We start from the raw sequence: 21,860 nt of genomic DNA, 5'->3' as shown, positions 1-21,860 counted from the left end.
GTACCCGACACGCCGGCTCGCCGCCTGCGAATATCCGGCCGGGTCAGGCCACCGCGGCGGCGGCCTTGGCGGCGGCGGGCAGGGCGTCGCCGATGCGGTTCAGGGCCTCGTCGTCGTGCGACGCCGACAGGAACCACGCCTCGTACGCCGACGGCGGCAGATAGACGCCCCGATCGAGCATGGCGTGGAAGAAGGCGGTGAACGCGGCGGTGTTCTGGCTCCTGGCCCCGTCGAAGTCGCTCACCTCGCGGTCGGTGAAGAAGATCGAGAACAGGCTGCCCGCCGCCTGCAGCCGGTGCGGCACGCCCTCGGCCGACAGCGCCTCGGAGGCCGCCTGGGCGACCGTGGCGGCCGCGGCGTCCACGCGGGCGTAGGCGTCCTCGTCGAGGTTGCGCAGCGTGGCCAGGCCCGCGGCGCAGGCCAGCGGATTGCCCGACAGCGTGCCCGCCTGGTAGACGGGGCCCTCGGGCGCCAGGTTGGCCATCACGTCGGCCCGCCCGCCGAAGGCCGCCGCCGGCAGGCCGCCGCCCATCACCTTGCCGAAGGTCATCAGGTCGGCGTCGACCGGGTCCAGGCCGTACCAGCCGGAGCGGGAGACGCGGAAGCCCGTGAGCACCTCGTCGACGATCAGCAGCGCGCCGTTGCGGGCGCAGATCTCCTTCAGGAACGCGTTGAAGCCGGGCGATGGCGGCACCACGCCCATGTTCGCCGGGCACGCCTCGGTGATCACACACGCGATCTCGGCGGCGGCGAAGGCCTCCTCGACCGCCTCGCGCGAGTTGTACGGCAGCACGATCGTGTCGGCCGCGGACGCGCCGGTCACGCCGGGGGTGTCGGGCAGCCCGAACGTCACCACGCCGGAGCCGGCCGAGGCCAGCAGGGCGTCCACGTGGCCGTGGTAGCAGCCGGCGAACTTCACCACCTTGGAACGGCCGGTGAAGCCGCGGGCCAGGCGCACCGCGCTCATGGTGGCCTCGGTGCCGGAGCTGACCAGCCTGATCTTCTCCACGGGCGCCACCCGGGAGACCAGTTCCTCGGCGAGTTCGACCTCGCCCGGGGTGGCGGTGCCGTACGACATGCCGTGGGAAAGCGCCGCGGAGACGGCCTCGACGACGGCGGGATGACGGTGGCCCAGGATCATCGGCCCCCAGGAGCAGACCAGGTCGACGTAGCGGTTGCCGTCGACGTCGGTGATGTAGGGGCCCTGGCCGTCGGCCATGAAGCGCGGCGTGCCGCCGACGGCGCCGAAGGCGCGCACGGGCGAGTTCACGCCTCCCGGCACGATGGTCCTGGCGCGGTCGAACAGGCTCTCAGACTTGTCAGTGCGGCTCACCCCTACAGGGTAGAGGCCGACCCCCGAGCCCGGTCAGTCGGTGAGCTGCTCCAGAACGCGCAGCGGGTCGGGCAGCGGGCGGCCGTCCGGCGGGCGCAGCCAGGAGACGGGCTGGCCGGTGGGCAGCGTGGACGGCGGCGCGAGGACGTAGCTGTCGCGGCAGTGCCAGCGCAGCCCCGGGTTGTCGTCGATGGTCGCGGGGTCGCAGTCAAGCTGGCAGGACCACCACTCGTCCTCGTCGTCCGGGTTGCCGCGCGTGGCCACGTAAAACAGAACCCGGTCGCCGTTGGCGGCGACCGGGCCTGAGTGGGAGCCGGCTTCGTCGAGGCGCGTGAGCGCGGCGAGGCCGGCCGCCAGGGGTACGTCGAAGACATCGAAGACGCGTCCCGTGGGGAGAATCACGTTGGCGTCCGGCTCGTGCTGCCACCACCGGGTGAGCTGGGTGGCGTCGGTCGTGGCCTGGAGGTGCCAGGCCGGGGAGAGCGGATGCGCGCCGGGGTCGGGACAGCCTAGGCGGTCACAGGAGCAGGCGCGCGGCCCGTGCCGCAGCGGATGCGCCCCCGGCGCGCTGGGCCACCCGAGAGCGGCATAGCCCAGCACCGCGTCGATTCTGGTCGGGCGCGTGAGTTTCGCGGCCCGCTTCCGCGTACGCCGAGCGAGTGGTACCCCGACCATGGTGACTCCCGTTCGAAAATCCCGCGCGCCTGAGGAGGTCCCTGACCCCGGGGCTCCAACGCGCCACCTGGGACACACCAGCACTTGTTATCGCACTCTAACGCACAGGTCGCAGGGGTGAGCGGGAAACCCCCACCTAGAGACGCCGAGCCACCTCGGTGGCCCAGTAGGTGAGGATCAGGTCGGCTCCGGCGCGCCGGATCCCGATCAGCGACTCCATGATCATCCGCTCGCGGTCGATCCAGCCGTTGGCCGCGGCCGCCTCGATCATCGCGTACTCGCCGCTGACCTGGTAGGCCGCCACCGGCACGTCCACGTTGTCGCGGAACTGGCGGATGACGTCGAGGTAGGACATCGCCGGCTTGACCATGACCACGTCGGCGCCTTCCGCGAGGTCCAGACGTACCTCACGCATCGCCTCCTCCAGCGGCCCCGCGGGGTCCTGCTGGTGGGAGGCGCGGTCGCCGAACTGTGGCGCGCACTCGGCGGCGTCGCGGAAGGGGCCGAAGAACGCCGAGGCGTACTTGGCCGTGTAGGCCATGATCGGCAGGTGGGAGAAGCCCGCCCCGTCCAGGGCGGCGCGGATCACGCCGACCTGGCCGTCCATCATCCCGCTCGGGGCGATCATCTGGGAGCCGGCCTCGGCCTGCGCCACCGCCATCGAGGCGTAGCGCTCCAGCGTGGCGTCGTTGTCCACCTCGCCGTCGGGAGTCAGCAATCCGCAGTGCCCGTGGTCGGTGAACTCGTCCAGGCAGGTGTCGGCCATCACCACGATCGCATCACCGACCTCGGCGTTCACCTCGCGCAGTGCCTGCTGGAGAATCCCGTCGGGGTCGTCGGCCGCCGAGCCGCGGGCGTCCTTCACCGCCGGGATGCCGAACAGGATCAGCCCGCCCACGCCCGCCTCCGCCGCCTCGTGGGCGGCCTTGCGCAGCGACTCGCGGGTGTGTTGGTAGACGCCGGGCATCGAGGCCACGGGACTCGGCTCGGCGAGGCCCTCCTTGAGGAAGGCCGGCAGGATCAGCTGCGACGGGTGCAGACGCGTGCCCGCGACCATCCGTCTCATGACAGGGGTACGGCGAAGCCGCCGCGGACGTGCGGCGGGGAACTCAGCACTCATGTGACGAAACTCCTATTTGCGGCGGCGTGCCCCACGGCGGTTCTGCGAGGGCTTACGCGGGGTGTCACCCGCGGCGATCGCCGCCTGCCTCTGCTTAGCACCGTACTCGGCGAGGGCGGCGGCCAGCGCGGAGGCCGATGGCCTGTCCGCCATGACATCCACACGCAGGCCGAACTCCTCGGCCGTTTTGGCCGTCTGCGGGCCGATGACCGCGATGACGGTGACGTTGTGCGGCTTGCCGGCGATGCCGACCAGGTTGCGCACGGTCGAGGACGAGGTGAACAGCACCGCGTCGAACCCGCCGCCCTTGATCGCCTCGCGGATCGGCGCGGGCGGCGGCGCCGCCCGCACGGTCCGGTACGCCGTGACGTCGTCGCACTCCCAGCCCAGCTCGGTCAGCCCGGCCACGAGCGTGTCGGTGGAGATGTCGGCCCTGGGCAGCAGCACCCGGTTGATCGGGTCGAGCATCGAGTCGTAGGGCGGCCACTCGGCGACCAGGCCCTCCGACGACTGCTCGCCCGAGGGCAGCAGGTCCGGCTTGACGCCGAACTCGACCAGCGCCCTCGCGGTCGCCTCGCCCACCGCGGCCACCTTGAGCCCGGCGAAGGCCCGCGCGTCGAGCCCGTACTCCTCGAACTTCTCGCGCACCGCCTTGACGGCGTTGGAGCTGGTGAAGGCGACCCACTCGTAGCGGCCGGTGACCAGGCCCTTGATGGCCCGGTCCATCTGCTGCGGCGTACGGGGCGGCTCGACCGAGATGGTCGGCACCTCGTCGGGCACCGCGCCGTAGGAGAGCAACTGCTCCGACAGCGCCTTGGACTGCTCCTTGGTACGCGGCACCAGGACCCGCCAGCCGAACAGCGGCTTGGTCTCGAACCACGACAGCTTGTCGCGCAGCCCGACGGCCTCGCCCACGACGATCAGCGCGGGCTCGGTGAACCCGGCGTGCTTGAGGTCGGGCTGCAACCTGCCCAGCGTGGTCGCCACGGTGAACTGCTCGGTCGTGGTGCCGCTGCTGCTGACCGCGACCGGCGTGCTGTCGGGCTTGCCGCCCGAGATGAGCGCCTTGCCGATGGCCACGGCGTCGCCGATGCCGTTGTAGATCACCAGCGTGCCGGGGCAGGCGGCGTGCGAGGCCCAGTCCTGATCCTGTGCGGCGTCGACCACACGGAACTCGGGCACATCGTCCGCCGGCGGGATGCCCGCGTAGGTGAGCACCGCGGTCGCGGGCGGCACACCAGGCACGATCTCGAAGTCCACCCCGGCGGCGGTGCAGGCGGCGACCTCCTCGGTGATCGAGGAGAACAGCATCGGGTCGCCCTCGCACAGGCGTACCACCAGCCCGCCGTCACCGGCACGCTTGAGGTAGTCGCCCTCGACCACTTCGACGCCCTCGCGGCAGTGCTTGAGCAGCGGGCCGAAGAGGTCCTCGTCGAGGACCACCGCGTCGGCCTTGCCTAGCAGCTCGGCACCACGCAACGTCAGCAGGTTCGGGTCACCTGGACCCGCACCCACGAACGCCACGAAACCGGAGGTGGGACTATCGGCGCTCAATGGGAATGCTCCCCCATCAATCTGTCGGCCCCCTCGGCGAGCATCTCGGCCGCCAGAAGGCGGCCCAGGCGATCGGCGTCCGAGGACGGGCCGGCGGCGGACTTGCGGACCGCAGCCTGGCCGTCGAGCGAGACGACGGCGGCGGTCAGGTTCAGAGTCTGCCCGTCATCGGCGGCGAAGGCACCCACCGGAGCGGAGCACCCTGCCTCGAGAGCGGACAGAACGGCGCGCTCGGCCGCGACCGCGGAGCGGGTCCGCGGGTCGTCGAGCACACCAAGGAAGGCGATCAGGTCGGCGCGGCCGGCGAGGCACTCCACCGCCAGCGCGCCCTGGCCGGGCGCGGGCAGCATCTCCTCGACCTCGAAGATCTGGGCGATCTCCGTGTCGCGCCCGATCCTGGTCAGACCCGCCGAGGCGAGTACGACGGCGTCGAGCTCGCCCGAGGTTACCTTGCCGATCCGGGTGTCGGCGTTGCCGCGGATCGGGACGTACTCCAGGTCGGGCCGGAGCGCCCGCAGCATCGCGACCCGGCGCGGCGAGCCGGTGCCGACCCTGGCGCCGGGCGGCAGGTCGGCCAGCTTGTGCGCGCCGACCAGCGCGTCGCGGTGGTCGTGGCGGGCGGGCAGGGCGGCCAGCGTGAAGCGCTCGTCCCGCTTGGTCGGCAGGTCCTTGAGCGAGTGGACGGCGAAGTCGATCTCGCCGTCAACCAGCTTGTCGCGCAGCGCGCTGACGAACACGCCGGTGCCGCCGAGCTGCGCCAGGTGCGCCTTGGTCACGTCGCCGAAGGTCGTGATGCCGACCATCTCGATCGTCCGGCCGGTCGCGCGGGTGTAGCCGTCGGCGACCATCTGCGACTGCGTGGTCGCCAGCAGGCTCCTGCGCGTCCCCAGCTTCAGGGTCACAGCTCCACCTCCCTCACGGCCTCGGGCATCTTCGGATCCAGGTCGAACAGCTCGCGCAGAGCTTCCGCATAATGATCCCCCCCTGGGGAGGTGGCGAGCTGTTTGACACGCACAGTGGGCTCATGAAGGAGTTTGTCCACCACGCGCTGCACGGTCTGCGTCACTTCGCCGCGCGCCTTGTCGTCGAGTTCGGGCAGACGCATGAGCAGGCGGCCGAGCTCGGCCTCGACGACGTCGGCGGCCTTGCTGCGCAGCGCCACCACGGTCGGGGTGACCCTGGCCGCGCGCTCGGCGTTCAGGAAGGCCGTCAGCTCGTCGGCGACGAGCGCGCGCACCGTCTGTACGGCGTCGCCCTCCCGCGAGCCGATGCCCGACTCCTGGATGGTCTCCAGGTCCACCAGCGTGACGCCGGGCAGCTCGCGCACCGCCGGGTCCACGTCGTGGGGCAGCGCCAGGTCGAGCAGGAACACCTCTCCGGCGGGCCGGCCGGCGAGCATGGCCGGGGTGACCACGTGCGACCCTCCGCCGGTGCACGTGATCACAAGGTCGGCCGCGGCGAGTTCCCGGGGAACCTCGCGCAGCGGCACCGCCCGGCCGCCCACGCGCTCGGCGAGCCGTACGCCTCGCTCGAAGGTGCGGTTGGCCACCACGATCTCGCCGGCGCCCGCGCGGGAGAGCGTGGCGGCGGCCAGCGCGCTCATCGAGCCGGCGCCGACGATCAGCACCCGCTTGCCCTCCAGCGGCCCGACGAAGGCGAGGCCCGCCGAGACCAGGGACGCGCCCGCCTGGTCGATGTCGGTGTCGGCGTGGGCCCGCTTGCCCACGCGCAGCGCCTGCTGGACGAGCTCGTTCAGCGTGGCGCCGACGGTGCCGTGCTTCTGGGCGAGCTTGAGCGCCCCGCGCATCTGGCCGAGGATCTGCCCCTCGCCGACCACCATCGAGTCGAGGCCGGACACCACCGAGAACAGGTGCTCGACCGCGCGGTCCTCATAGTGGACGTACAGGTGTGGCGTGAGCTCGTCGACGGGCACGCCGGAATGGACGCTCAGCAGCCTGCTGATCGCCGTGACGGCCGCGTGGAAACGGTCCACGGCGGCGTAGACCTCGACCCGGTTGCAGGTCGAGACCACCATCGCTTCGGCGACGCAGACGTCCTGCTGCACGTCGTAGATGAGTTTGGAGAGAGTGTCCCCCGACACCGAGACACGTTCGAGCATGGCCACCGGAGCCGTCCGGTGGCTGAGCCCGATCGTCAGAACACTCATTGACTGTCCACGGCCATGAGTGGCCCCCCAGCTTTGCGTTGCTCATGGAACGCAAGGATCTGCAGTTCGATTGATAGGTCAACCTTACGGACATCGACGCTGTCCGGCACAGAAAGTACGACAGGAGCAAAGTTCAGGATGCTGGTCACGCCCGCGGTCACCACTCGGTCGCACACTTCCTGAGCTGCCGCCGCGGGTGTCGCGAGGACCACGATGGAGACCCCGCGCCGCCCGATCACGGCTTCCAGTTCGTCGATGTGTTCAACATTCAACCCCGCGATGTCGTCGCCCACGATTTCGGGGTCGGCGTCGAGCAGGGCGGCGATCCGGAACCCCCGGGACACGAAACCGCCGTAGTTCGCGAGGGCACGGCCGAGGTTGCCGACGCCGACGATGGCGACGGCCCAGTCCTGGGTCAGGCCCAGCTCCCGCGAGATCTGGTACACGAGATACTCAACGTCGTAACCCACCCCGCGCGTGCCGTACGACCCCAGATGCGACAGATCCTTGCGGAGCTTGGCCGAATTGACGCCGGCGGCGGCCGCCAGGTCCTCAGACGAGACCGTGGCGATCCCGCGCTCGGCCATCCCGTTCAGCGCCCGCAGATACAGCGGGAGCCGTGCGACCGTCGCCTCGGGTATGCCTCGGTCACGGGGCTGGGACGGGCTCTTCACGTGCCGGAGCTCCAGGGGAACGGGCGGCCTCTCGGCCGCGTCATGGGAATCGAACCGCCTTTCAGGTTAATCCCTTTGTGAACCGACGCACAAAGTCGCCACTACCGTGGACCCCATGCACGAGATCACTCTGTACGGCCGGCAGGGCTGCCACCTGTGCGACGACGCCCGCGCCGTCATCGCGAAAGTCGCGGCTGAGCTGGGGATCAGGTGGACCGAAGTGGACATCGACGGCTCCGCTGAGCTCCGGGAAAAGTACAACGACATGATTCCGGTCACGCTCGTGGACGGAGTGCAGCACGACTTCTGGCGCGTGTCGGAGGAGCGCCTGCGGGCGGCCCTGGGAGGTTAGAAGAGCGCCGTCGGCAGCGGGACGACCTTGGCGGCGTTGACGTTGAGCTCGATGATGTTGGTGGCCAGGACCATCGCCTGGCGTTCGTTGACGAAGCGCTCGACGTGGGGCTGGCGCTGGTGGTCCTGGAAGGCCACCTCGTCGCGGTAGAGCTCGTAGACGATGCGCTGCAGGGGCGCGGACTTCACCGCGTGGCAGGCGTAGACGAGTGTGTCCGGCTCGCCGCGGCGCACGGCCTCGACGGTCTGGTCGGCTAGGCGGTCGAACATGTCGCCGGATCCGTCCATCAGCGTGAACACGGTCAGCAGGCCGTAGATGCTGGGCGAGGGGCGTCCGCCGACGGCCGGCTGGGGCGCGCTGGGCTGGAAGACCTCGGCGCCCGGGTAGACGACGCCGGTGTTCGGCATGTTGTAGGTGTCCGGCTGCTGAGGCGGGGGCGGGCCGCCGCTGTGACGGCCGAGCGCCTGCTCCTGGCCGCCGTTCATGATGTAGCCGGTCGAGGGGCCCGGGTCCATCGCGGGCGCCGGGTTCATCGGGTTCATCGGGTTGATGTGGCCGGTCGCCGGGCCCGGTTCCATGCGGGCGCCGAAGCCCACGTCCTGGTCGCCCGCGCGGTACTCGGCGACGAGGTCGCTCAGGCCCGAGGGCCTGGGCCGCTGGGGCTCCAGCGGCGCCTGCGCCTCCATGCGGGCGGGCGTGCGCTCAGGCACGGCTCTGCGGCCCGTCGAGGCGGGTTCCCAGCTCTCGCTCTTGATGTCGTCCTCCTCGTCCTCGTACGGCGCGAGCGGGCGCAGCACGGCGTACCAGATCGCCGCGGCGGCCACCACGAGCAGCGCGGTGGTGAAGACACCGGGCACGGCGAAGCGCACCGCGCCGATCAGGGCCAGGGCCGAGGGCGCGATGACGGCGGCGGCGTGCAGGTTGTCGGTGTCGTAGTCGTCGCCGTTGCGCCAGCGCAGGGCGGCGATCACCACACAGCCGAGCAGGATGAGCGCGGCGATCACGTGCGCGCCGACCAGGACGGAGCTGGCGATCAGGCTCCAGTGGGACGAGCCGGGTGGCAGCGCCTTGGCCATCTCCGTGGCCTTGAGCACGGGGTCGAAGACGATCACCACCGAGCTGACGATCGTGAACGCGATCCCGAACAGCCAGGCGAGGAACTTCGGCGGCGTCTTCTCCGCCAGCAACTGGATGAGGCCGATCGCCATCCACAGCGGGGCGATCAAGGATCCGGCCAGTTGGTAGATCCTGAACGTTCCCTCGCCGAAGCCGATAAGGTAACCCGTGCCGATCGCACCCAGCGCGACGCAGAGCATCGCCGTGGCGACCGTCCAGGCGATGAGCCACCCTTCGCGCTCCTCGCGAAGACTACGGATCAGGGCACCGGTTGCGATCGCGGCGAGGAGCGCGCCCGCGAACGCGATGACAGCAACAAGGATCTCCATGGTGACTCCAATGCTGCCGGACGATGCCTCCCAGCCGGTAGCCGAAGAGGGAACGGGTCGGTCCACACCGTATCCGCCGATTACGGCTAGTGACGCCACCCTGAAGCGGATTGTGGAATTTCCGGTTGATTTCTAGAGTGTTCGAGCACGCCGCAGCCCTTACCCCTAGGGACACCGGATGCCTGACTCGTGGCCGTTCGCCGGGCTTCTGTCGCCAGCGGTCGCTGGCAACACCCGGTCGAGCGAGCTTGCCGTGCGCGAAGAGATCCCAGATGACGTGCGTACGCTGGTGTTGCGGGCGAAGACCGGCGACACGGAAGCCTTTGGCACGCTCTACGACCGCTACGTCGATCTTGTCTACCGCTACATCTACTTCCGCGTGGGCTCTCACCCCCTGGCCGAGGACCTCACCTCAGAGACATTCTTACGTGCCCTCCGTCGCGTGGCCGACTTCACCTGGCAGGGCCGCGACTTCGGCGCCTGGCTGGTGACGATCGCCCGCAACCTCGTCACCGACCACTTCAAATCCGGGCGCTACCGCCTGGAGATCACTACCGGCGAGGTGCTCGACGTACCGCTCGACGGGGCTTACATCCCGGAGAACGCGGTGGTCACGGCCATCATCAACGACCGCGTCCTGCGCGCCGTCCGAGACCTCAATCCCGAGCAGCAGGAGTGCGTGGTCCTGCGCTTCCTGCACGGCCTGTCTCTCGCGGAGACCGCGTTGATCATGGGGAAGAAGAGTGGAGCGATCAAAGCCCTGCAGTTCCGTGCGATCCGGGCGCTGGCCAGGGCTCTCAAGCACGACCTCGCGTAACCTCCGCCCGCGGCGCCTCGTTAGGCAGGTGTCACACCGGACGGGGGCCACAGGGAGCAGTCATGGGTAGGGCGCGACCTAGCCGATGGCCGTTCGGAGCCACGCGAGGGTCGCACGAACGGCTTCTCGGCCATCTGGACGAGCTGCGCACGGTGCCTCAGGGCGGCGGGCCGGACGGCGACTTCCGCGAGCGGCTGAGAACGCGGCTGATCTCGGCCGACGCCGATGCCGCCGCCCCGGCCGTGCCCGAGCCCCAGGCGCCGCCTGGCAGGGCCCGGCACGCCAGGCGTACCAGGAGGGTGCGGTTGTCGTGGCCGTCGCAGCTCGCCACGCTCGGCCTGGCCGCGGGCATGATGGTGTCGGCCTTCTTCACCTACCAGTCGGTGCCCGGCGACACGCTCTACCCGCTCAAGCGGGCCGCTGAGCACACGCTCGTACGGCTCAGCACCGACGACAGGGAGCGGGCCGAGCGCGAGATGGTCTCGGCCAAGGAACGCGCCGCCGAGGTGGCCGTGCTGCTCGGCGGCTCCGGTGACGGGCCCCTCGTCTCGGCTACTCTGAGTGACATGGCCGAATCCACGAAATCCGCCATCAAGCGGATGGAGCGGGTCGAACCGCGCTCCCCCAAGCTCAACAGTTTCGCCCAGGACCAGCGCGACATGGTCGAACCCATGCTGGAGCAGCTCAACGGCCCCGAGCAGGACCAGGCGAATACGTATTTGCACTACATCGAAGGCCTTGCGGTGCCTAGGTAAGCTGCTGTCCATGAGGCGGCTACTTCGACGACGACACGAGACGGAAGCCCAGGTCGCCGGCGAGGTCGCCGCCGCGGCGGCGGTCGTGACCCAACCTGCCGACCCCGACCCAGAGGCCGCCGCGTTCTTCGACGTGGACAACACGATGATGCGCGGCGCCTCGATCTACCACTTCGCCAGAGGCCTGGCCACGCGTGGCCTGTTCACCACCTCCGACCTGCTGAAGTTCGCGGTCGGGCAGGCCGCGTTCCGGCTGCGCGGCAACGAGAACCCCGAGCACATCGCGGTCGCCCGCGAGACCGCGCTGGCCTTCGTCGCCGGCAGCAAGGTCGACGACGTCGTACGGCTCGGCGAGGAGATCTACGACGAGGTCATGGCCGACCGCATCTGGGCGGGCACCAGGGCGCTGGCACAGTCGCACCTGGACACCGGCCAGCGGGTCTGGCTGGTGACCGCCACCCCGGTCGAGCTGGCCCACGTGATCGCCCAGCGCCTCGGCCTCACCGGCGCGCTCGGCACGGTCTCCGAGACCCGCGACGGCGTCTACACCGGCCACCTGGTGGGCGACCTGCTGCACGGCCCCGCCAAGGCGGAGGCGGTGCGCGCGCTGGCCCGCAGGGAAGGGCTCGACCTGACCCGCTGCACCGCCTACAGCGACTCGGCCAACGACCTGCCGCTGCTGTCGCTGGTCGGGCATGCGGTGGCCATCAACCCCGACTCCGAGCTGCGCGATCACGCCAGGAAGCACGGCTGGCCGATCAAGGACTTCCGCACGGGCAGGAAGGCCACGATGGCCGCGCTGCCGATAGCGGCGGGCCTGGGCGCCGTCGCGGGCGGCATCGCGGCCGGGATCGCGCTACGCCGCCACTACCGGTCCAAGTGAGCGCCGGATCAGCGCCTTCAGCGCGGCGTTGACCAGTTCCGGACGTTCCAGTCCCAGCATGTGACCGGCGCCGGGCGCGACCACCAGCGTGGCGTCCGGCAGCGCGCTCGCGATCCTGCGGGCGTGCGCGGGCGTGGTGAGCCGGTCGCGCTCGCCCACCATGACCAGCGTCTCGACCCGGCTCAGCGCCTGGAGGGCGGCGAGCTTGTCGTGCGCCAGGATGGCGTGGAAGTAGCCGACCATGACCTCGGTGGGGGTCGCGGCGACCATCCTGTTGACGAAGCGCACGTGGTGGGCGCGCGCCTTGGGCCCGAAGGCGGCCAGCCGGGTGACCGGCCAGTTGGTCCCGGCACGCAGGAGCGCCGGGCTGGCGTCGATGAGCGCCGCCCTGGCCTTCAGCCGGTTCAGCAGGACGGGGGCGGTTCTGCCGGCGAGCCCCTCCGCCAGCCTTCCCGACGAGGTGCTGATGAGCGCCACGGCGACGACCCGGTCGCCGAACAGTTCGGGCCGGCGGGCGGCCAGACCCATGATGGTCATGCCGCCCATGGAGTGGCCGGCCAGGACGATCGGCAGGCCCGGCGGGACCACCGCGTCGATCACGGCCTCCAGGTCGGCGGCGAGCCGTTCTATCGAGCAGGGTCCCGCCGGGCCGGCCGTGGAGGCCCCGTGCCCGCGCTGGTCGTATCCGACCAGCATGGCCTCATCGGGCGTGTTCACGGTCGCGGCCGCTTCGGGGCTCGTTGGCTCCTTCGTCGCTCTCTCCCCCCGAGCTCCTCCGCTCAGCGCCTCCCGCTGGTAGTGCCAGCTGTGCCGGTTGAGCACCCAGCCGTGGGAGAAGACCACGGCGTAGGCGGGCGTGCCGGACTCCCTGACGTCGACGTCGATGACGGCGCCGTCGTCCGTCTCGACGGGCAGCCGGCGGCCGCGCCGGCCGCCGAGCGTCTCGCTGGACCTCTTCCGGGCGACGAGTCCCACGGCGAAGCCGAGGAGCAGCCCGGTCACGAGCACCTTGTACCGCATGCCCGCGACTATAGGACTTTTCGTCTAATAAGACTATCGGAGCTTCTCGAAGAGCTTCTTGGCCTCGGGCTGCTTCCAGGCCAGGCGGTTGGGGTCGTCGGGGTCGGGCGCCCAGGGGACGGTCAGGAACATCGGCTTGCTCTGGCGCAGATCGACGGCGAGCTGGTACATCTCCTCGACGTCGAGGTCCGACTTGACGGCCGCCGTCGCCGCGGCCAGGAACTCGCGGAACCTGGGCGGGTTGGCGACCAGCTCGGTCTTCGCCTTCGCCAGCATCGCGTAGAGCAGGCTCTGCTGGCGCATGATGCGCATGTTGTCGGAGCCGTCGTCGTGGTTGCGCAGCCGGAAGTAGCCGAGCGCCTGTTCGCCGTCGAGCATGCTCTTCCCGCTGGGCAGCGTCAGCTTCGACTGCGGGTCGTTGACGGGCTGCCTGAGCGTCACCTCGACGCCGCCGAGGGCGTCAACGACCTTCTTGAAGCCCGAGAAGTCCACTTCCACGTAGCGGTCCACGCGGACCTTGGTCAGCTTCTCCAGTGTCTTGACCAGGCAGCCGACGCCGCCCGTGGTGTAGGCACCGTTGATCATGCCCTGGCGCGCGGGAGAGCCGCCGCACGCGGGGAGCTGCACCATCGAGTCGCGCGGAATGCTCACCACCATCGGCTCGCCCCGGTCGGCGGGCAGGTGCACGAGCGCGATCGTGTCGGCCCGCGCCCTGGACCCCGTTCGCGCCTCCCGCGGCCCGTACTCCTCGTTGCCCTCGCCCTGGCGGGTGTCGGAGCCGATGAGCAGGATGTTCTGGACGCCGGAAACGTTCACCGGCCGGTTCCCCGACCCCACCGGCAACGCCCGGTCCCGGTTGCCCAGCAGCAGCGTGGGCACCGCCACGGCCACCGCCGTCGCCACGACCACCGCGCCCATCATCATCCAGCCGGTACGGACGCGCCGCCTGGGCGCCGTCTCCATGTACCGGCGGCGCTGGCGGACCAGCGTGACCGGCGGCTCCTGCTCCAGCTTCCTGCCGAAGTCACGGAGCAACTTCAGATCGTCCATCGTCACTCCTCCTCGATCATCGGGTTGGTGTCGCCGAGGGCCGCGCGTACCTTCCGCCTGCCCCTGTTGAGGCGGGAGCGCACGGTGCCGATCGGGATGTCGAGCGCCCGTGCGACCTCGTCGTAGGTCAGATCGCCCCACGCGATGAGCAGAAGGACGTCGCGGTCCTTGGCGGGCAGTTTGGCCAGGGCCGCGGCCAGTTCCGGCCTGGCGGCCCGCGCGGTGACCCCGGCCGCCACGCGGTCGGCCGGGGACTCCACGTCACCGTCGAGCGGCGCCCGGCGCATGGCGCGGTAGCGGGCCGCCTCACCGCGGTGGTGGCGCGAGATGAGCTTGGTCAGGATTCCGAACAACCAGGGCCGGGCGTCGGAGTAGCCCGTGTCGTAGGTCCTCCTGCGGGAGAAGGCCACCAGAAACGTCTCGCCCACCAGGTCCTCGGCGGGCTCGGGGCCCAGCCGCTTCACGACGTACCGGTAGAGCATGCCGGAATAGCGGTCGAACAGTTCGGCGAACGCCTCCGGGTCGGTCCAGGACGCGCTGACGAGCTCTGCGTCAGCGGCCCTGGTGGCGGGTTGCGTGATCATCTCCGCCCTTCTGTGAGGAACCAGTCAGGGATGTCTTGCCGCAACCCGCCCATCCGGTTCACAGCTCCTTGAGGAAGCCTCCGTCGATCACGAAGTCGGCGCCGGTCGTGCTCGCGGAGCGCGGCGAGACCAGCAGCGCGACGGCGTCGGCGATCTCCTGCGGCTCCACCAGGCGTCCGGTGGCCAGCCGCATCATCTCAGGCGCGGCCCGCTCGATCACGGTCGCGGTGTCGCCGCCGGTCATCGAGGCCAGGACCTCGGCCGCGCCGCCCTCCTTGGTCCACCAGGCGGTCAGGGTCGGGCCGGGCGAGACCGTGTTGACCCGGATGCCCTGCGGGCCGTACTCCTCGGACAGGGCCTTGCCCACCGAGTTCAGCGCCGCCTTGGCGGCGTTGTAGTCGACGTTCATCGGCGCGGGCTGCCGCGCGCCACCCGAGGAGACGTTGACGATCGAGCCGCCGCCGCGCTCCAGCATCAGAGGTACGGCCGCGCGCATCGCCCGCACCGCCGAGTACAGGTTGAACTCGAACATCGCCCGCCAGTCGTCGTCCCCGGGCGTGAGGAAGCCGAAGCGCGGCAGGGTCACGCCGGGCGGCGGCCCTCCGGCGTTGTTGACCAGGATGTCGAGCCCGCCGAACCGCTCGGCGGCGGTGGCGATCACGTGCGCGGGCGCCTGCGGGTCCATGAGGTCCACGGGCACGTGCACGATCTCGGGCGGAAGCTCGGAGGTACGGGTGCGCGAGGCCGCCACGACGTGGGCGCCCTCCTCGGCAAGCGTGCGGGCGACGGCCAGGCCGATGCCCTTGGAAGCACCGGTGACAACGGCCACACGGCCGGAAAGCTGCAGGTCCACGAGGGTTCCTTTCTTGGATGACGCCTCGTGAACACCCGCCGGGCCGGATCGGTTGCAGCCTTCTCAGACGAAGGCGTGGCCTCTTCTCAGCCGCAGCTCGTTGAGCATCTGCTGGATGACCTCGCGCACGTGGTCGGTGAGGTTGAACACGAGCATCGGGTCGTCGGCCGCGCCCGGCTCGTACTCGTCGGTGCGGATGGGCTCGCCGAACTCGATCATCCACTTGGACGGCAGCGGCAGCAGCCCCAGCGGCCCCAGCCACGGGAAGAGCGGGGTGACCGGCAGGTACGGCAGGCCAAGCGCCCTGGCCAGCGTCTTCATGTCACCGAGCTTGGGATAGATCTCCTCGGCGCCCACGATCGCGGTGGGCACGATCGGCACCCCGGCCCGGATCGCGGAGGCGACGAAGCCGCCCCTGCCGAAGCGCTGAAGCTTGTACCGGTCGGCGTACGGCTTGCCGAGGCCCTTGTAGCCCTCGGGGAAGACCCCGACCAGCTCGCCCTTGCGCAGCATGCGGTCGGCGTCCTCGCGGCAGGCCAGCGTGTGGCCGGACTTGCGCGACAGGTGGCCGAGCACCGGGAGCTGGTAGACGAGGTCGGCGCCGAGCAGCCGCAGCGCCCGCCCGGCCTCGTCGTGCAGCGCGACCTGGGTCATGAGCGCGTCGACGGGCAGCGTGCCGGAGTGGTTGGCCACGACGAGGGCGCCGCCGTCCTCGGGAACGTTCTTGACGCCGACGGTCTCCACCCGGAACCAGCGGTGGTAGATCGGCCGCAGGAGTTCGAGCAGGACCTTGTCGGTCAGCTCGGGGTCGTAGCCGAACTCGTCGACCTCGTACTCGCCGTTGAGCCGCCTGCGCACGAAGGCCAGGATCTCGGCCAGCCGATCGGGCTCGCTCATGTCAGCATGGCTCCAAGCCCGCGCGAGCGGAGAAAGTCGTCGAAGGCCGCCGCGGTGGTGAACTTGGGCCTCCAGCCGAGCTCGGCGGCGAGCTTGGCGGGGTCGACGGCCCTGCCGTGGCTCATCAGCCGGAGTTGCTCGGGTGAGAACTCGACCAGCCCGGCGCGCCTGGCCATCTCGCCCATGACGCGGAAGGCGGGTGAGAACAGCGGCAACGAGAGCCGGCCGGCACGGCGTACGCACTGCGAGAGCAGCAGCACGCCCGCCCCGGCCACGTTGTACGTGCCGGGGTGGTCTTCCGTGGCCATCCGCCGCAGCACCTCGACCGCGTCGTCCTCATGGACGAACTGCAGGCGAGGGTCGAAGCCGAACACCGTCGGCAGGACCGGCTGGGCGAAATAGCGGGTGACCGGCGAGTCGACGCCGGGACCCATGAAGTTGGCGAAGCGCAGCATGGAGACGGTCACGTCGGGACGCCGGCGGGCGAACCCGCGCACGTAGCCCTCGACCTCGGCCGCGTCCTTGGCATAGCCGTGGCCGGGGCCGTCGTGCGGCTCCACGTCCTCGTCGAAGACCGCCGGATCCTTCGGCGACGAGCCGTAGACCGCGGTGGTGGAACGGACCACCACGCGGCGCACGGTCGCCGACCGCTGGCAGGCACCGAGCAGTTGCATGGTGCCGATGACGTTGTGCTCTTTCATCAGTGCCCGGCCCGTGCTCCGCGAGGGAGCGCTGACCAGGCTCATGTGCACAACGGTGTCGATGTCCGCGGCCGCGATCACCTGGGCGACGTCGGGGCTGCGCAGATCCACCCGGACGAACTCCGTCCGGCCGAGGGAACCGCCGCCGTCTCGCGTCAGCGAGGGAAGCGTCGGCGACAAGGGCGGTACGGTGTCGACTCCGATGACGCGGCTGATGTCCGGGTCGGCCGCCAGGACGCTCGCCACCCGGGCGCCGATGTGGCGCGAGACCCCGGTGACGAGCACGGTGCGGGTCATCAGCGCCTCACAACAGCGTCTACTACTTCTTGTTACGCCGCTGGATGCGCGTCTTCTTGAGCAGCTTGCGGTGCTTCTTCTTGGCCATCCGCTTGCGGCGCTTCTTGATCACAGAGCCCACGGGACCCCCAGTTAACTGATAGCAAGTCTGAATCGACGTGCGAGCGCACGCCGGCTCACAGACTACCGGCGATCGGTGGTAGATCGCCCCTCGGGGGTGGGCGCCCGGCCGCGTTCGTGCGACCGGGCCATGTCCCACGGCGTGTATTCACGGCGAGAGTACGAACGCGCCGCTACTCCAACTCTCATCCGGCCTCGATGTAGGCCTCTCGCAGATAGTCGTGTACCGCCTGCTCAGGCACCCTGAACGAGCGGCCGACGCGAATGGCCGGCAGTTCGCCCGAGTGCACCAGCCGGTACACCGTCATCTTGGACACTCGCATGACCGTGGCCACTTCTGCCACCGTCAGGAACTTCACCTCGCTGAGAGGTCTTTCGCCTGCACCCATCGGACGCCTCTTCCGCACGTGTTTCCGGGTTATCCCCACTGGTGCCATTGCTCACGCACGTGTACTGCCGTCAGCGTAAGTCGGGACTCCGAGTGCGCAAACCCCCTATTTTCTCAGCTCGCGGAGCCACCTGTCAGCCAAACCAGCAAAGTCGCTGGCCAGCAGCCGGGCAGAGCACCTCGCCAGGACGTTGGAACTGTCCAACTTCGTACACATAAGAGTCGCCCCAGGCCCATCAAAAGTTGGCAAAGGGACGACGAGCCTCTTGGAATGCAGGCGCGAAAAGACGGTATGGGGATGACCGAATTCGACTCAAAGGGCTCGTGAGACCCGTGTGACCAGATGGTCCGTCAACGGTGTGTAATAGCGCGGAAGCACGTTGTCATCGAGCGGGACGACCACATCGATCTTGCCCTCGGCCTCGCCCACGAACAGCGCGGGGTCGTTGCTGTCGGCGAAGCCCACGGTCGGGATGCCCGCCTCGCCCGCGGCGCCGGCCCATCCGTGGTCGGCGACGACCAGGTCAGGGCGCTCCTCGCCCATCTCCTCGATCATCGCGACCATCGGCGCGGGGTCGTGGCTGTGCACGAAACCGCCGCGGTCGTCGAGCATCGCGACGTCCTGCAGATAGCGGATCTTGCGCTTGCGGCCGAAACCCTGGCCCCAGTAGGTCCAGCCCTCGGCGGGCGTCAGCAGCCGCGCGCCGCGCTCGGCCGCGAACCGCGCCAGCGGCAGGTGTACGGCCAGCAGCCCCGTCGGATGCCCCGTGGCGAACAGCAGCCGGGGCGAGGGCCGCGACAGCGCGGCGGCGATCCGGTCGGCCATGGCGTCCAGGGCGTCGATCGTCCGCTCGGGATCGATGGTGTCCTGCCCGGAACGGTGCTTGACGTCGGCCACCACGCCCGCGGACTTGGCCATGAGCTCCAGGATGTCGCGGTAGGACCACGGCTGCGAGACGGTCAGGCCCAGCGTGTAGTGCGGGTCGCGGTTGGTGAGGGAGCTGTAGTGGTCGAGGTTGTTCTCGCGAGGGGTCGCGACGTCGCCGGCGATGCGCGTGCGAACCAGGTGCTCGCGGAGTTCGTCGCGGGTCTGCACAGCTCTCCTAGGGCAGCGGGTCGATGCCGTGCAGAGGGAACACCGCGTTACGCGTCGCCATGATCGCACGGTCGATGGGATCCGCAGGATCATAACCACCGGAAAGGTCACGAAATTCCGGGCTCCGGCCGTCCGTCATGGTCAGCGGAGGTGTCTCACCGGTGCGCTCGCGGACGAAACGCTGCCAGGACTCGGGTGTTCTGGTGGCCGGGTCCACCGGGCTGCCCGACGCCTCGGCCATGAGGTGCGTCCAGGCGCGGGGCACCACCTGGACCAGTTCGTAGCCGCCGCCGCCGGTCGCGATCCACTTGCCGCCCGCCGTCTCGTGCGCCAGCCGGTGCAGGGCCTCGTACGCCGCGCGCTGGCCGTCCAGGCTGAGCATCAGGTTGGCCAGCGGGTCCAGGGCGTGGCTGTCGCAGCCGTGCTGGGTCACCAGGACCTCCGGCCGGAACTCGCGCAGCAGCGGCGGCACCACCGCCTCGAAGGCGCGCAGCCAGCCCGCGTCGCCGCAGCCGGCCGGCAGCGCCACGTTCACCGCGCTGCCCTCCGCGCCGGTCTCCTCCGGCCAGCCGGTGCCGGGAAACAACGTGCGGGGGCTCTCGTGCAGGCTGATCGTCAGGACCCGCGGGTCGTCGTAGAACATCGCCTGCACGCCGTCGCCGTGATGCACGTCCACGTCGACGTAGGCGATCTTCGTGACGCCCTTGGACAGCAGCCAGGCGATGGCTACCGCCGGGTCGTTGTAGACGCAGAAGCCGCTGGCCGTGGCCGCCATGGCGTGGTGCAGGCCGCCGGCGACGTTGAGCGCGTGCTCCGCCGTACCGTCGAAGACCGCGCGGGCGGCGGCCAGGGTGGCGCCGGCGATCAGCGCGGAGGCCTCGTGCACCCCCGCGAAGGCCGGGTTGTCCGAGGTGCCCAGCCCGGCGGACACGTCGGGCATACCCGCGACCGAGACGCGCTTGACCGCCTCGATGTAGCCGCGCTTGTGCACCAGCGCCAGTTCGTCGTCGGTGGCCGGGGCGCAGCCCGCGAGCTCGACCCGCTCCAGCACGCCCAGGTCGCGGGCGAGCGCCATCGTCAGCTCGACCCTGACGGGAGCCAGCGGATGATCAGGGCCGAAGTCGTAGGAGGTCAGGGCATCGTCCCAGATCACCCTCGCCGCACCAGACATGAGTCTCCCTCCTAGCCTTGCGCCGACGTTACCGCAGGCGCACGCCACCGCCCATCGTCATGATCCGGAAATCGCGAGGTATCCTCCGCGGCATGCGCTTCCCCCGGCTGCACCGCTTCGTGCGCAACCCGTGGGTCCAGGACGCCGCACTGGCCGCCCCGCTCGTGATCGGCAGCCTGTTCGCGGTGGCGGTGTCGCACTCGATCCCGCAGGTCGACCGGGTCGCGCCGATGCTGCTGCTGGTCAGCTCCCTGCCGCTGATCTGGCGGCGGCGCTACCCCCTCACCGTGGCCGCGATCGTGCTCGGGCTGGACGCGGCCGTCCCGGTCCTCATCGAATCCGGCGCCTTCCTCGGGATCACGTCGCTGATCGCGCTCTACACCGTGGGGCGCCATCGCGCCGGCCGGACCGTCCTGCTCACCGGGCTGGCCGCGAGCGCGGCCTACACGATCACCGCCATGATCACCGAGTACGACCCCGCCTTTGTCGGCTCCGCCGTCGCGCCGGTCATCAGCGGCTTCGCCGGCCCGTTCCTGGGGCTGGGCCTGGGCCAGTTCGTACGGCTGCGCCGCGAGCTGAAGGAGCGCAGGCAGCGAGAGATGCGCGACGAGGCGATCCACGGCGAACGGCGCCGTATCGCCCGCGAGCTCCACGACGTCGTCGCCCACCACCTGAGCGTGATCAACGCGCTCGTCGGCGGCGCCCGCACGGTGCTGCCGCCCGAGCCGACCCCGGCCCGCGAGGCGCTGGAGGCCGCCGAGCACAGCGCCCGCCAGGCGCTGTCGGAGATGCGCCAGCTGCTGCAGGTCCTGCGGGCCGACACCACCGACGGCCCGGACGCCGCCACCGGCGTGGGCGCCTCCCGCCTGCCGGAGCTGGTCGAACAGTCGGGCAACGCCTCGCTGCGCGTGGACGGCGAGCCGGTGCCGCTGCCCACCGCCGTCGACCACGCGGTCTACCGGGTCGTCCAGGAGGCGCTCACCAACTCCCGCAAGCACGCCCCCGGCTCGCGGGCCGGCGTGCGGCTCGCCTACCTCAGCCAGGGCGTCGAGGTGGAGGTGCTCGACGACGGCTCGCCGGTCAGGACCGCGGGCGGCGGGTCCGGGTACGGATTGGGCGGCATGGCCGAACGTGTGGCACTGTGTGGCGGTCGTCTGGAGACGGGGCCCCGCGCGCGAGGCGGGTTCCGGGTGTACGCGCTGCTGCCGCTGGAGAACGCATGATCAGGGTGTTGCTGGTCGACGACCAGGCGCTCGTGCGCACGGGCTTCAAGCTCATGCTGAACGCCCAGCCCGACATCGAGGTCGTCGCCGAGGCGGGCGACGGCCAGGAGGCGCTCACGCGTACCCGCGAGCTCAAGCCCGACGTCGTGCTTATGGACCTGCACATGCCCGTCATGGACGGCGTGACCGCCACCGGGCTGATCTCCGCCGAGCTCCCGGAGACGAGGGTCCTCGCGCTCAGCACCTTCGACCTCGACGAGAACGTCGTGGCCGCCCTCCGCGCCGGCGCCGGCGGCTTCCTGCCCAAGGACATCTCGCCCGAGGAGCTCGTCGAGGGGGTACGCGTCGTCCACCGCGGCGAGTCCGCCGTCGCGCCCCGGCTGCTCACCCGGCTGATCGGCACGTTCGTCCGCGCCGCCCGCCCCCGCCGGACGCCCGCCGCGCTGCCCGAGCTGACCGACCGCGAACGCGAGGTGCTCGTGCTCATCGCCAAGGGCAGCTCCAACTCCGAGATCGCCGACCGGCTCGGCGTCTCGCCGTCCACGATCAAGAACCACGTGACGAGCCTGTTCGGCAAGACGGGGGTACGCGACCGGGCACAGGCCGTCATCCTCGCCTATGAGGCGGGCCTGGTCAGCCCCGGGGAGTAGGAGCAGGCTCCTACCTCCCGCCGAGACGAACGGTC

At 70.5% G+C, this 21,860-nt stretch carries 24 protein-coding genes; 6 read left to right on the top strand and 18 right to left on the bottom strand.

The window, feature by feature from the left end; genetic code table 11:
• Window positions 1–43: 43 nt before the first annotated feature.
• From hemL to ACIBI5_RS16775, 7 genes are all read right to left on the bottom strand, one after another.
• Window positions 44–1,333 (bottom strand): glutamate-1-semialdehyde 2,1-aminomutase, encoded by a 1,290-nt coding sequence (hemL, locus tag ACIBI5_RS16805; protein WP_397247626.1) that lies wholly within the window; start codon window positions 1,331–1,333, stop codon window positions 44–46.
• Between the two features lie 33 nt (window positions 1,334–1,366).
• The gene (locus tag ACIBI5_RS16800) at window positions 1,367–2,008 is read right to left on the bottom strand and encodes a bifunctional DNA primase/polymerase (protein ID WP_397247624.1); all 642 of its coding nucleotides are present in this window, start codon (window positions 2,006–2,008) and stop codon (window positions 1,367–1,369) included.
• A 136-nt stretch (window positions 2,009–2,144) separates the two neighbouring features.
• Window positions 2,145–3,128 (bottom strand): porphobilinogen synthase, encoded by a 984-nt coding sequence (hemB, locus tag ACIBI5_RS16795; RefSeq protein ID WP_397247622.1) that lies wholly within the window; start codon window positions 3,126–3,128, stop codon window positions 2,145–2,147.
• Window positions 3,129–3,140: 12 nt separating this feature from the next.
• Complete coding sequence (locus ACIBI5_RS16790; protein ID WP_397247620.1) at window positions 3,141–4,682, bottom strand: uroporphyrinogen-III synthase; 1,542 nt, start codon at window positions 4,680–4,682, stop codon at window positions 3,141–3,143.
• Window positions 4,679–5,584 carry a hydroxymethylbilane synthase gene (gene hemC, locus ACIBI5_RS16785; RefSeq protein WP_397247618.1) on the bottom strand — a complete coding sequence of 302 codons (906 nt, stop codon included), beginning with the start codon at window positions 5,582–5,584 and terminating at the stop codon, window positions 4,679–4,681. The genes ACIBI5_RS16790 and hemC overlap by 4 nt, the downstream gene beginning before the upstream one ends.
• Entirely contained in the window at window positions 5,581–6,849 is a 1,269-nt protein-coding gene (locus ACIBI5_RS16780) for a glutamyl-tRNA reductase (RefSeq protein ID WP_397247616.1), read from the bottom strand. Before ACIBI5_RS16780 ends, hemC begins: the two co-directional genes overlap by 4 nt.
• Window positions 6,846–7,523 carry a redox-sensing transcriptional repressor Rex gene (locus ACIBI5_RS16775; protein ID WP_379611408.1) on the bottom strand — a complete coding sequence of 226 codons (678 nt, stop codon included), beginning with the start codon at window positions 7,521–7,523 and terminating at the stop codon, window positions 6,846–6,848. Before ACIBI5_RS16775 ends, ACIBI5_RS16780 begins: the two co-directional genes overlap by 4 nt.
• 115 nt (window positions 7,524–7,638) lie before the next feature.
• Between ACIBI5_RS16775 and ACIBI5_RS16770 the strand changes: the two genes are divergently transcribed.
• Window positions 7,639–7,875, top strand: coding sequence for a glutaredoxin family protein (locus ACIBI5_RS16770; RefSeq protein ID WP_397247614.1), 237 nt, complete (start codon window positions 7,639–7,641; stop codon window positions 7,873–7,875).
• Here ACIBI5_RS16770 and ACIBI5_RS16765 read toward each other — a convergent pair.
• Window positions 7,872–9,320: an antibiotic biosynthesis monooxygenase gene (locus ACIBI5_RS16765; RefSeq protein ID WP_397247612.1), complete on the bottom strand. Its 1,449-nt coding sequence runs from the start codon at window positions 9,318–9,320 to the stop codon at window positions 7,872–7,874. The genes ACIBI5_RS16770 and ACIBI5_RS16765 overlap by 4 nt on opposite strands.
• Window positions 9,321–9,498: 178 nt before the next feature.
• Between ACIBI5_RS16765 and ACIBI5_RS16760 the strand changes: the two genes are divergently transcribed.
• From ACIBI5_RS16760 to ACIBI5_RS16750, 3 genes are all read left to right on the top strand, one after another.
• Window positions 9,499–10,137, top strand: a complete 639-nt coding sequence (locus ACIBI5_RS16760; protein WP_379611405.1) for a sigma-70 family RNA polymerase sigma factor — start codon at window positions 9,499–9,501, stop codon at window positions 10,135–10,137.
• 62 nt (window positions 10,138–10,199) lie between these two features.
• Window positions 10,200–10,892 (top strand): DUF5667 domain-containing protein, encoded by a 693-nt coding sequence (locus tag ACIBI5_RS16755; RefSeq protein WP_397247610.1) that lies wholly within the window; start codon window positions 10,200–10,202, stop codon window positions 10,890–10,892.
• Window positions 10,893–10,902: 10 nt separating this feature from the next.
• Entirely contained in the window at window positions 10,903–11,775 is an 873-nt protein-coding gene (locus ACIBI5_RS16750) for an HAD family hydrolase (RefSeq protein ID WP_397247608.1), read from the top strand.
• Here ACIBI5_RS16750 and ACIBI5_RS16745 read toward each other — a convergent pair.
• From ACIBI5_RS16745 to ACIBI5_RS16700, 10 genes are all read right to left on the bottom strand, one after another.
• Window positions 11,749–12,795 carry an alpha/beta fold hydrolase gene (locus ACIBI5_RS16745; protein WP_397247606.1) on the bottom strand — a complete coding sequence of 349 codons (1,047 nt, stop codon included), beginning with the start codon at window positions 12,793–12,795 and terminating at the stop codon, window positions 11,749–11,751. The genes ACIBI5_RS16750 and ACIBI5_RS16745 overlap by 27 nt on opposite strands.
• Before the next feature lie 33 nt (window positions 12,796–12,828).
• The gene (locus ACIBI5_RS16740; RefSeq protein WP_397247604.1) at window positions 12,829–13,845 is read right to left on the bottom strand and encodes an LCP family protein; all 1,017 of its coding nucleotides are present in this window, start codon (window positions 13,843–13,845) and stop codon (window positions 12,829–12,831) included.
• 2 nt (window positions 13,846–13,847) lie between these two features.
• Window positions 13,848–14,429, bottom strand: a complete 582-nt coding sequence (locus ACIBI5_RS16735) for an RNA polymerase sigma factor (RefSeq protein ID WP_397247602.1) — start codon at window positions 14,427–14,429, stop codon at window positions 13,848–13,850.
• Window positions 14,430–14,487: 58 nt separating this feature from the next.
• Window positions 14,488–15,282, bottom strand: coding sequence for an SDR family NAD(P)-dependent oxidoreductase (locus ACIBI5_RS16730; RefSeq protein ID WP_397247600.1), 795 nt, complete (start codon window positions 15,280–15,282; stop codon window positions 14,488–14,490).
• A 63-nt stretch (window positions 15,283–15,345) separates the two neighbouring features.
• A complete protein-coding gene (locus ACIBI5_RS16725) occupies window positions 15,346–16,179 on the bottom strand; it encodes a lysophospholipid acyltransferase family protein (RefSeq protein WP_397247598.1) in 834 nt (277 codons plus the stop codon).
• The gene (locus ACIBI5_RS16720; protein ID WP_397247596.1) at window positions 16,176–17,177 is read right to left on the bottom strand and encodes an NAD-dependent epimerase/dehydratase family protein; all 1,002 of its coding nucleotides are present in this window, start codon (window positions 17,175–17,177) and stop codon (window positions 16,176–16,178) included. Before ACIBI5_RS16720 ends, ACIBI5_RS16725 begins: the two co-directional genes overlap by 4 nt.
• 22 nt (window positions 17,178–17,199) lie before the next feature.
• Window positions 17,200–17,298, bottom strand: coding sequence for a 30S ribosomal protein bS22 (locus ACIBI5_RS16715; protein ID WP_018654693.1), 99 nt, complete (start codon window positions 17,296–17,298; stop codon window positions 17,200–17,202).
• Between the two features lie 184 nt (window positions 17,299–17,482).
• Window positions 17,483–17,686, bottom strand: coding sequence for a helix-turn-helix domain-containing protein (locus ACIBI5_RS16710; protein ID WP_026214222.1), 204 nt, complete (start codon window positions 17,684–17,686; stop codon window positions 17,483–17,485).
• Window positions 17,687–17,998: 312 nt separating this feature from the next.
• Window positions 17,999–18,781 carry a phosphatase gene (locus ACIBI5_RS16705; RefSeq protein WP_397247594.1) on the bottom strand — a complete coding sequence of 261 codons (783 nt, stop codon included), beginning with the start codon at window positions 18,779–18,781 and terminating at the stop codon, window positions 17,999–18,001.
• A gap of 7 nt (window positions 18,782–18,788) precedes the next feature.
• A complete protein-coding gene (locus tag ACIBI5_RS16700; protein ID WP_397247592.1) occupies window positions 18,789–19,952 on the bottom strand; it encodes an acetoin utilization protein AcuC in 1,164 nt (387 codons plus the stop codon).
• A gap of 92 nt (window positions 19,953–20,044) precedes the next feature.
• On the opposite strand from ACIBI5_RS16700, the gene ACIBI5_RS16695 reads away from it, so the two are divergent.
• On the top strand, window positions 20,045–21,175 hold the full coding sequence (locus ACIBI5_RS16695; protein WP_397247590.1) for a sensor histidine kinase: 1,131 nt from the start codon (window positions 20,045–20,047) through the stop codon (window positions 21,173–21,175).
• Window positions 21,172–21,825 (top strand): response regulator, encoded by a 654-nt coding sequence (locus ACIBI5_RS16690; protein WP_397247588.1) that lies wholly within the window; start codon window positions 21,172–21,174, stop codon window positions 21,823–21,825. The genes ACIBI5_RS16695 and ACIBI5_RS16690 overlap by 4 nt, the downstream gene beginning before the upstream one ends.
• Window positions 21,826–21,860: the final 35 nt, after the last annotated feature.

This window comes from Nonomuraea sp. NPDC050540, from assembly GCF_044457485.1.
Classification (GTDB): domain Bacteria; phylum Actinomycetota; class Actinomycetes; order Streptosporangiales; family Streptosporangiaceae; genus Nonomuraea.
This window is presented reverse-complemented; position numbering and strand designations above follow the sequence as displayed.

Coding starts and splice junctions, on each gene's coding strand:
- ACIBI5_RS16770 (WP_397247614.1), top strand. CDS start 7,639: ATGCACGAGATCACTCTGTACGGCCGGCAGGGCTGCCACCTGTGCGAC.
- ACIBI5_RS16800 (WP_397247624.1), bottom strand. CDS start 2,008: ATGGTCGGGGTACCACTCGCTCGGCGTACGCGGAAGCGGGCCGCGAAA.
- ACIBI5_RS16690 (WP_397247588.1), top strand. CDS start 21,172: ATGATCAGGGTGTTGCTGGTCGACGACCAGGCGCTCGTGCGCACGGGC.
- ACIBI5_RS16750 (WP_397247608.1), top strand. CDS start 10,903: ATGAGGCGGCTACTTCGACGACGACACGAGACGGAAGCCCAGGTCGCC.
- ACIBI5_RS16745 (WP_397247606.1), bottom strand. CDS start 12,795: ATGCGGTACAAGGTGCTCGTGACCGGGCTGCTCCTCGGCTTCGCCGTG.
- ACIBI5_RS16735 (WP_397247602.1), bottom strand. CDS start 14,429: ATGATCACGCAACCCGCCACCAGGGCCGCTGACGCAGAGCTCGTCAGC.
- ACIBI5_RS16720 (WP_397247596.1), bottom strand. CDS start 17,177: ATGACCCGCACCGTGCTCGTCACCGGGGTCTCGCGCCACATCGGCGCC.
- ACIBI5_RS16695 (WP_397247590.1), top strand. CDS start 20,045: ATGCGCTTCCCCCGGCTGCACCGCTTCGTGCGCAACCCGTGGGTCCAG.
- ACIBI5_RS16710 (WP_026214222.1), bottom strand. CDS start 17,686: ATGGGTGCAGGCGAAAGACCTCTCAGCGAGGTGAAGTTCCTGACGGTG.
- ACIBI5_RS16725 (WP_397247598.1), bottom strand. CDS start 16,179: ATGAGCGAGCCCGATCGGCTGGCCGAGATCCTGGCCTTCGTGCGCAGG.
- ACIBI5_RS16780 (WP_397247616.1), bottom strand. CDS start 6,849: ATGAGTGTTCTGACGATCGGGCTCAGCCACCGGACGGCTCCGGTGGCC.
- ACIBI5_RS16765 (WP_397247612.1), bottom strand. CDS start 9,320: ATGGAGATCCTTGTTGCTGTCATCGCGTTCGCGGGCGCGCTCCTCGCC.
- ACIBI5_RS16755 (WP_397247610.1), top strand. CDS start 10,200: ATGGGTAGGGCGCGACCTAGCCGATGGCCGTTCGGAGCCACGCGAGGG.
- ACIBI5_RS16760 (WP_379611405.1), top strand. CDS start 9,499: ATGCCTGACTCGTGGCCGTTCGCCGGGCTTCTGTCGCCAGCGGTCGCT.
- ACIBI5_RS16700 (WP_397247592.1), bottom strand. CDS start 19,952: ATGTCTGGTGCGGCGAGGGTGATCTGGGACGATGCCCTGACCTCCTAC.
- hemB (WP_397247622.1), bottom strand. CDS start 3,128: ATGAGTGCTGAGTTCCCCGCCGCACGTCCGCGGCGGCTTCGCCGTACC.
- ACIBI5_RS16740 (WP_397247604.1), bottom strand. CDS start 13,845: ATGGACGATCTGAAGTTGCTCCGTGACTTCGGCAGGAAGCTGGAGCAG.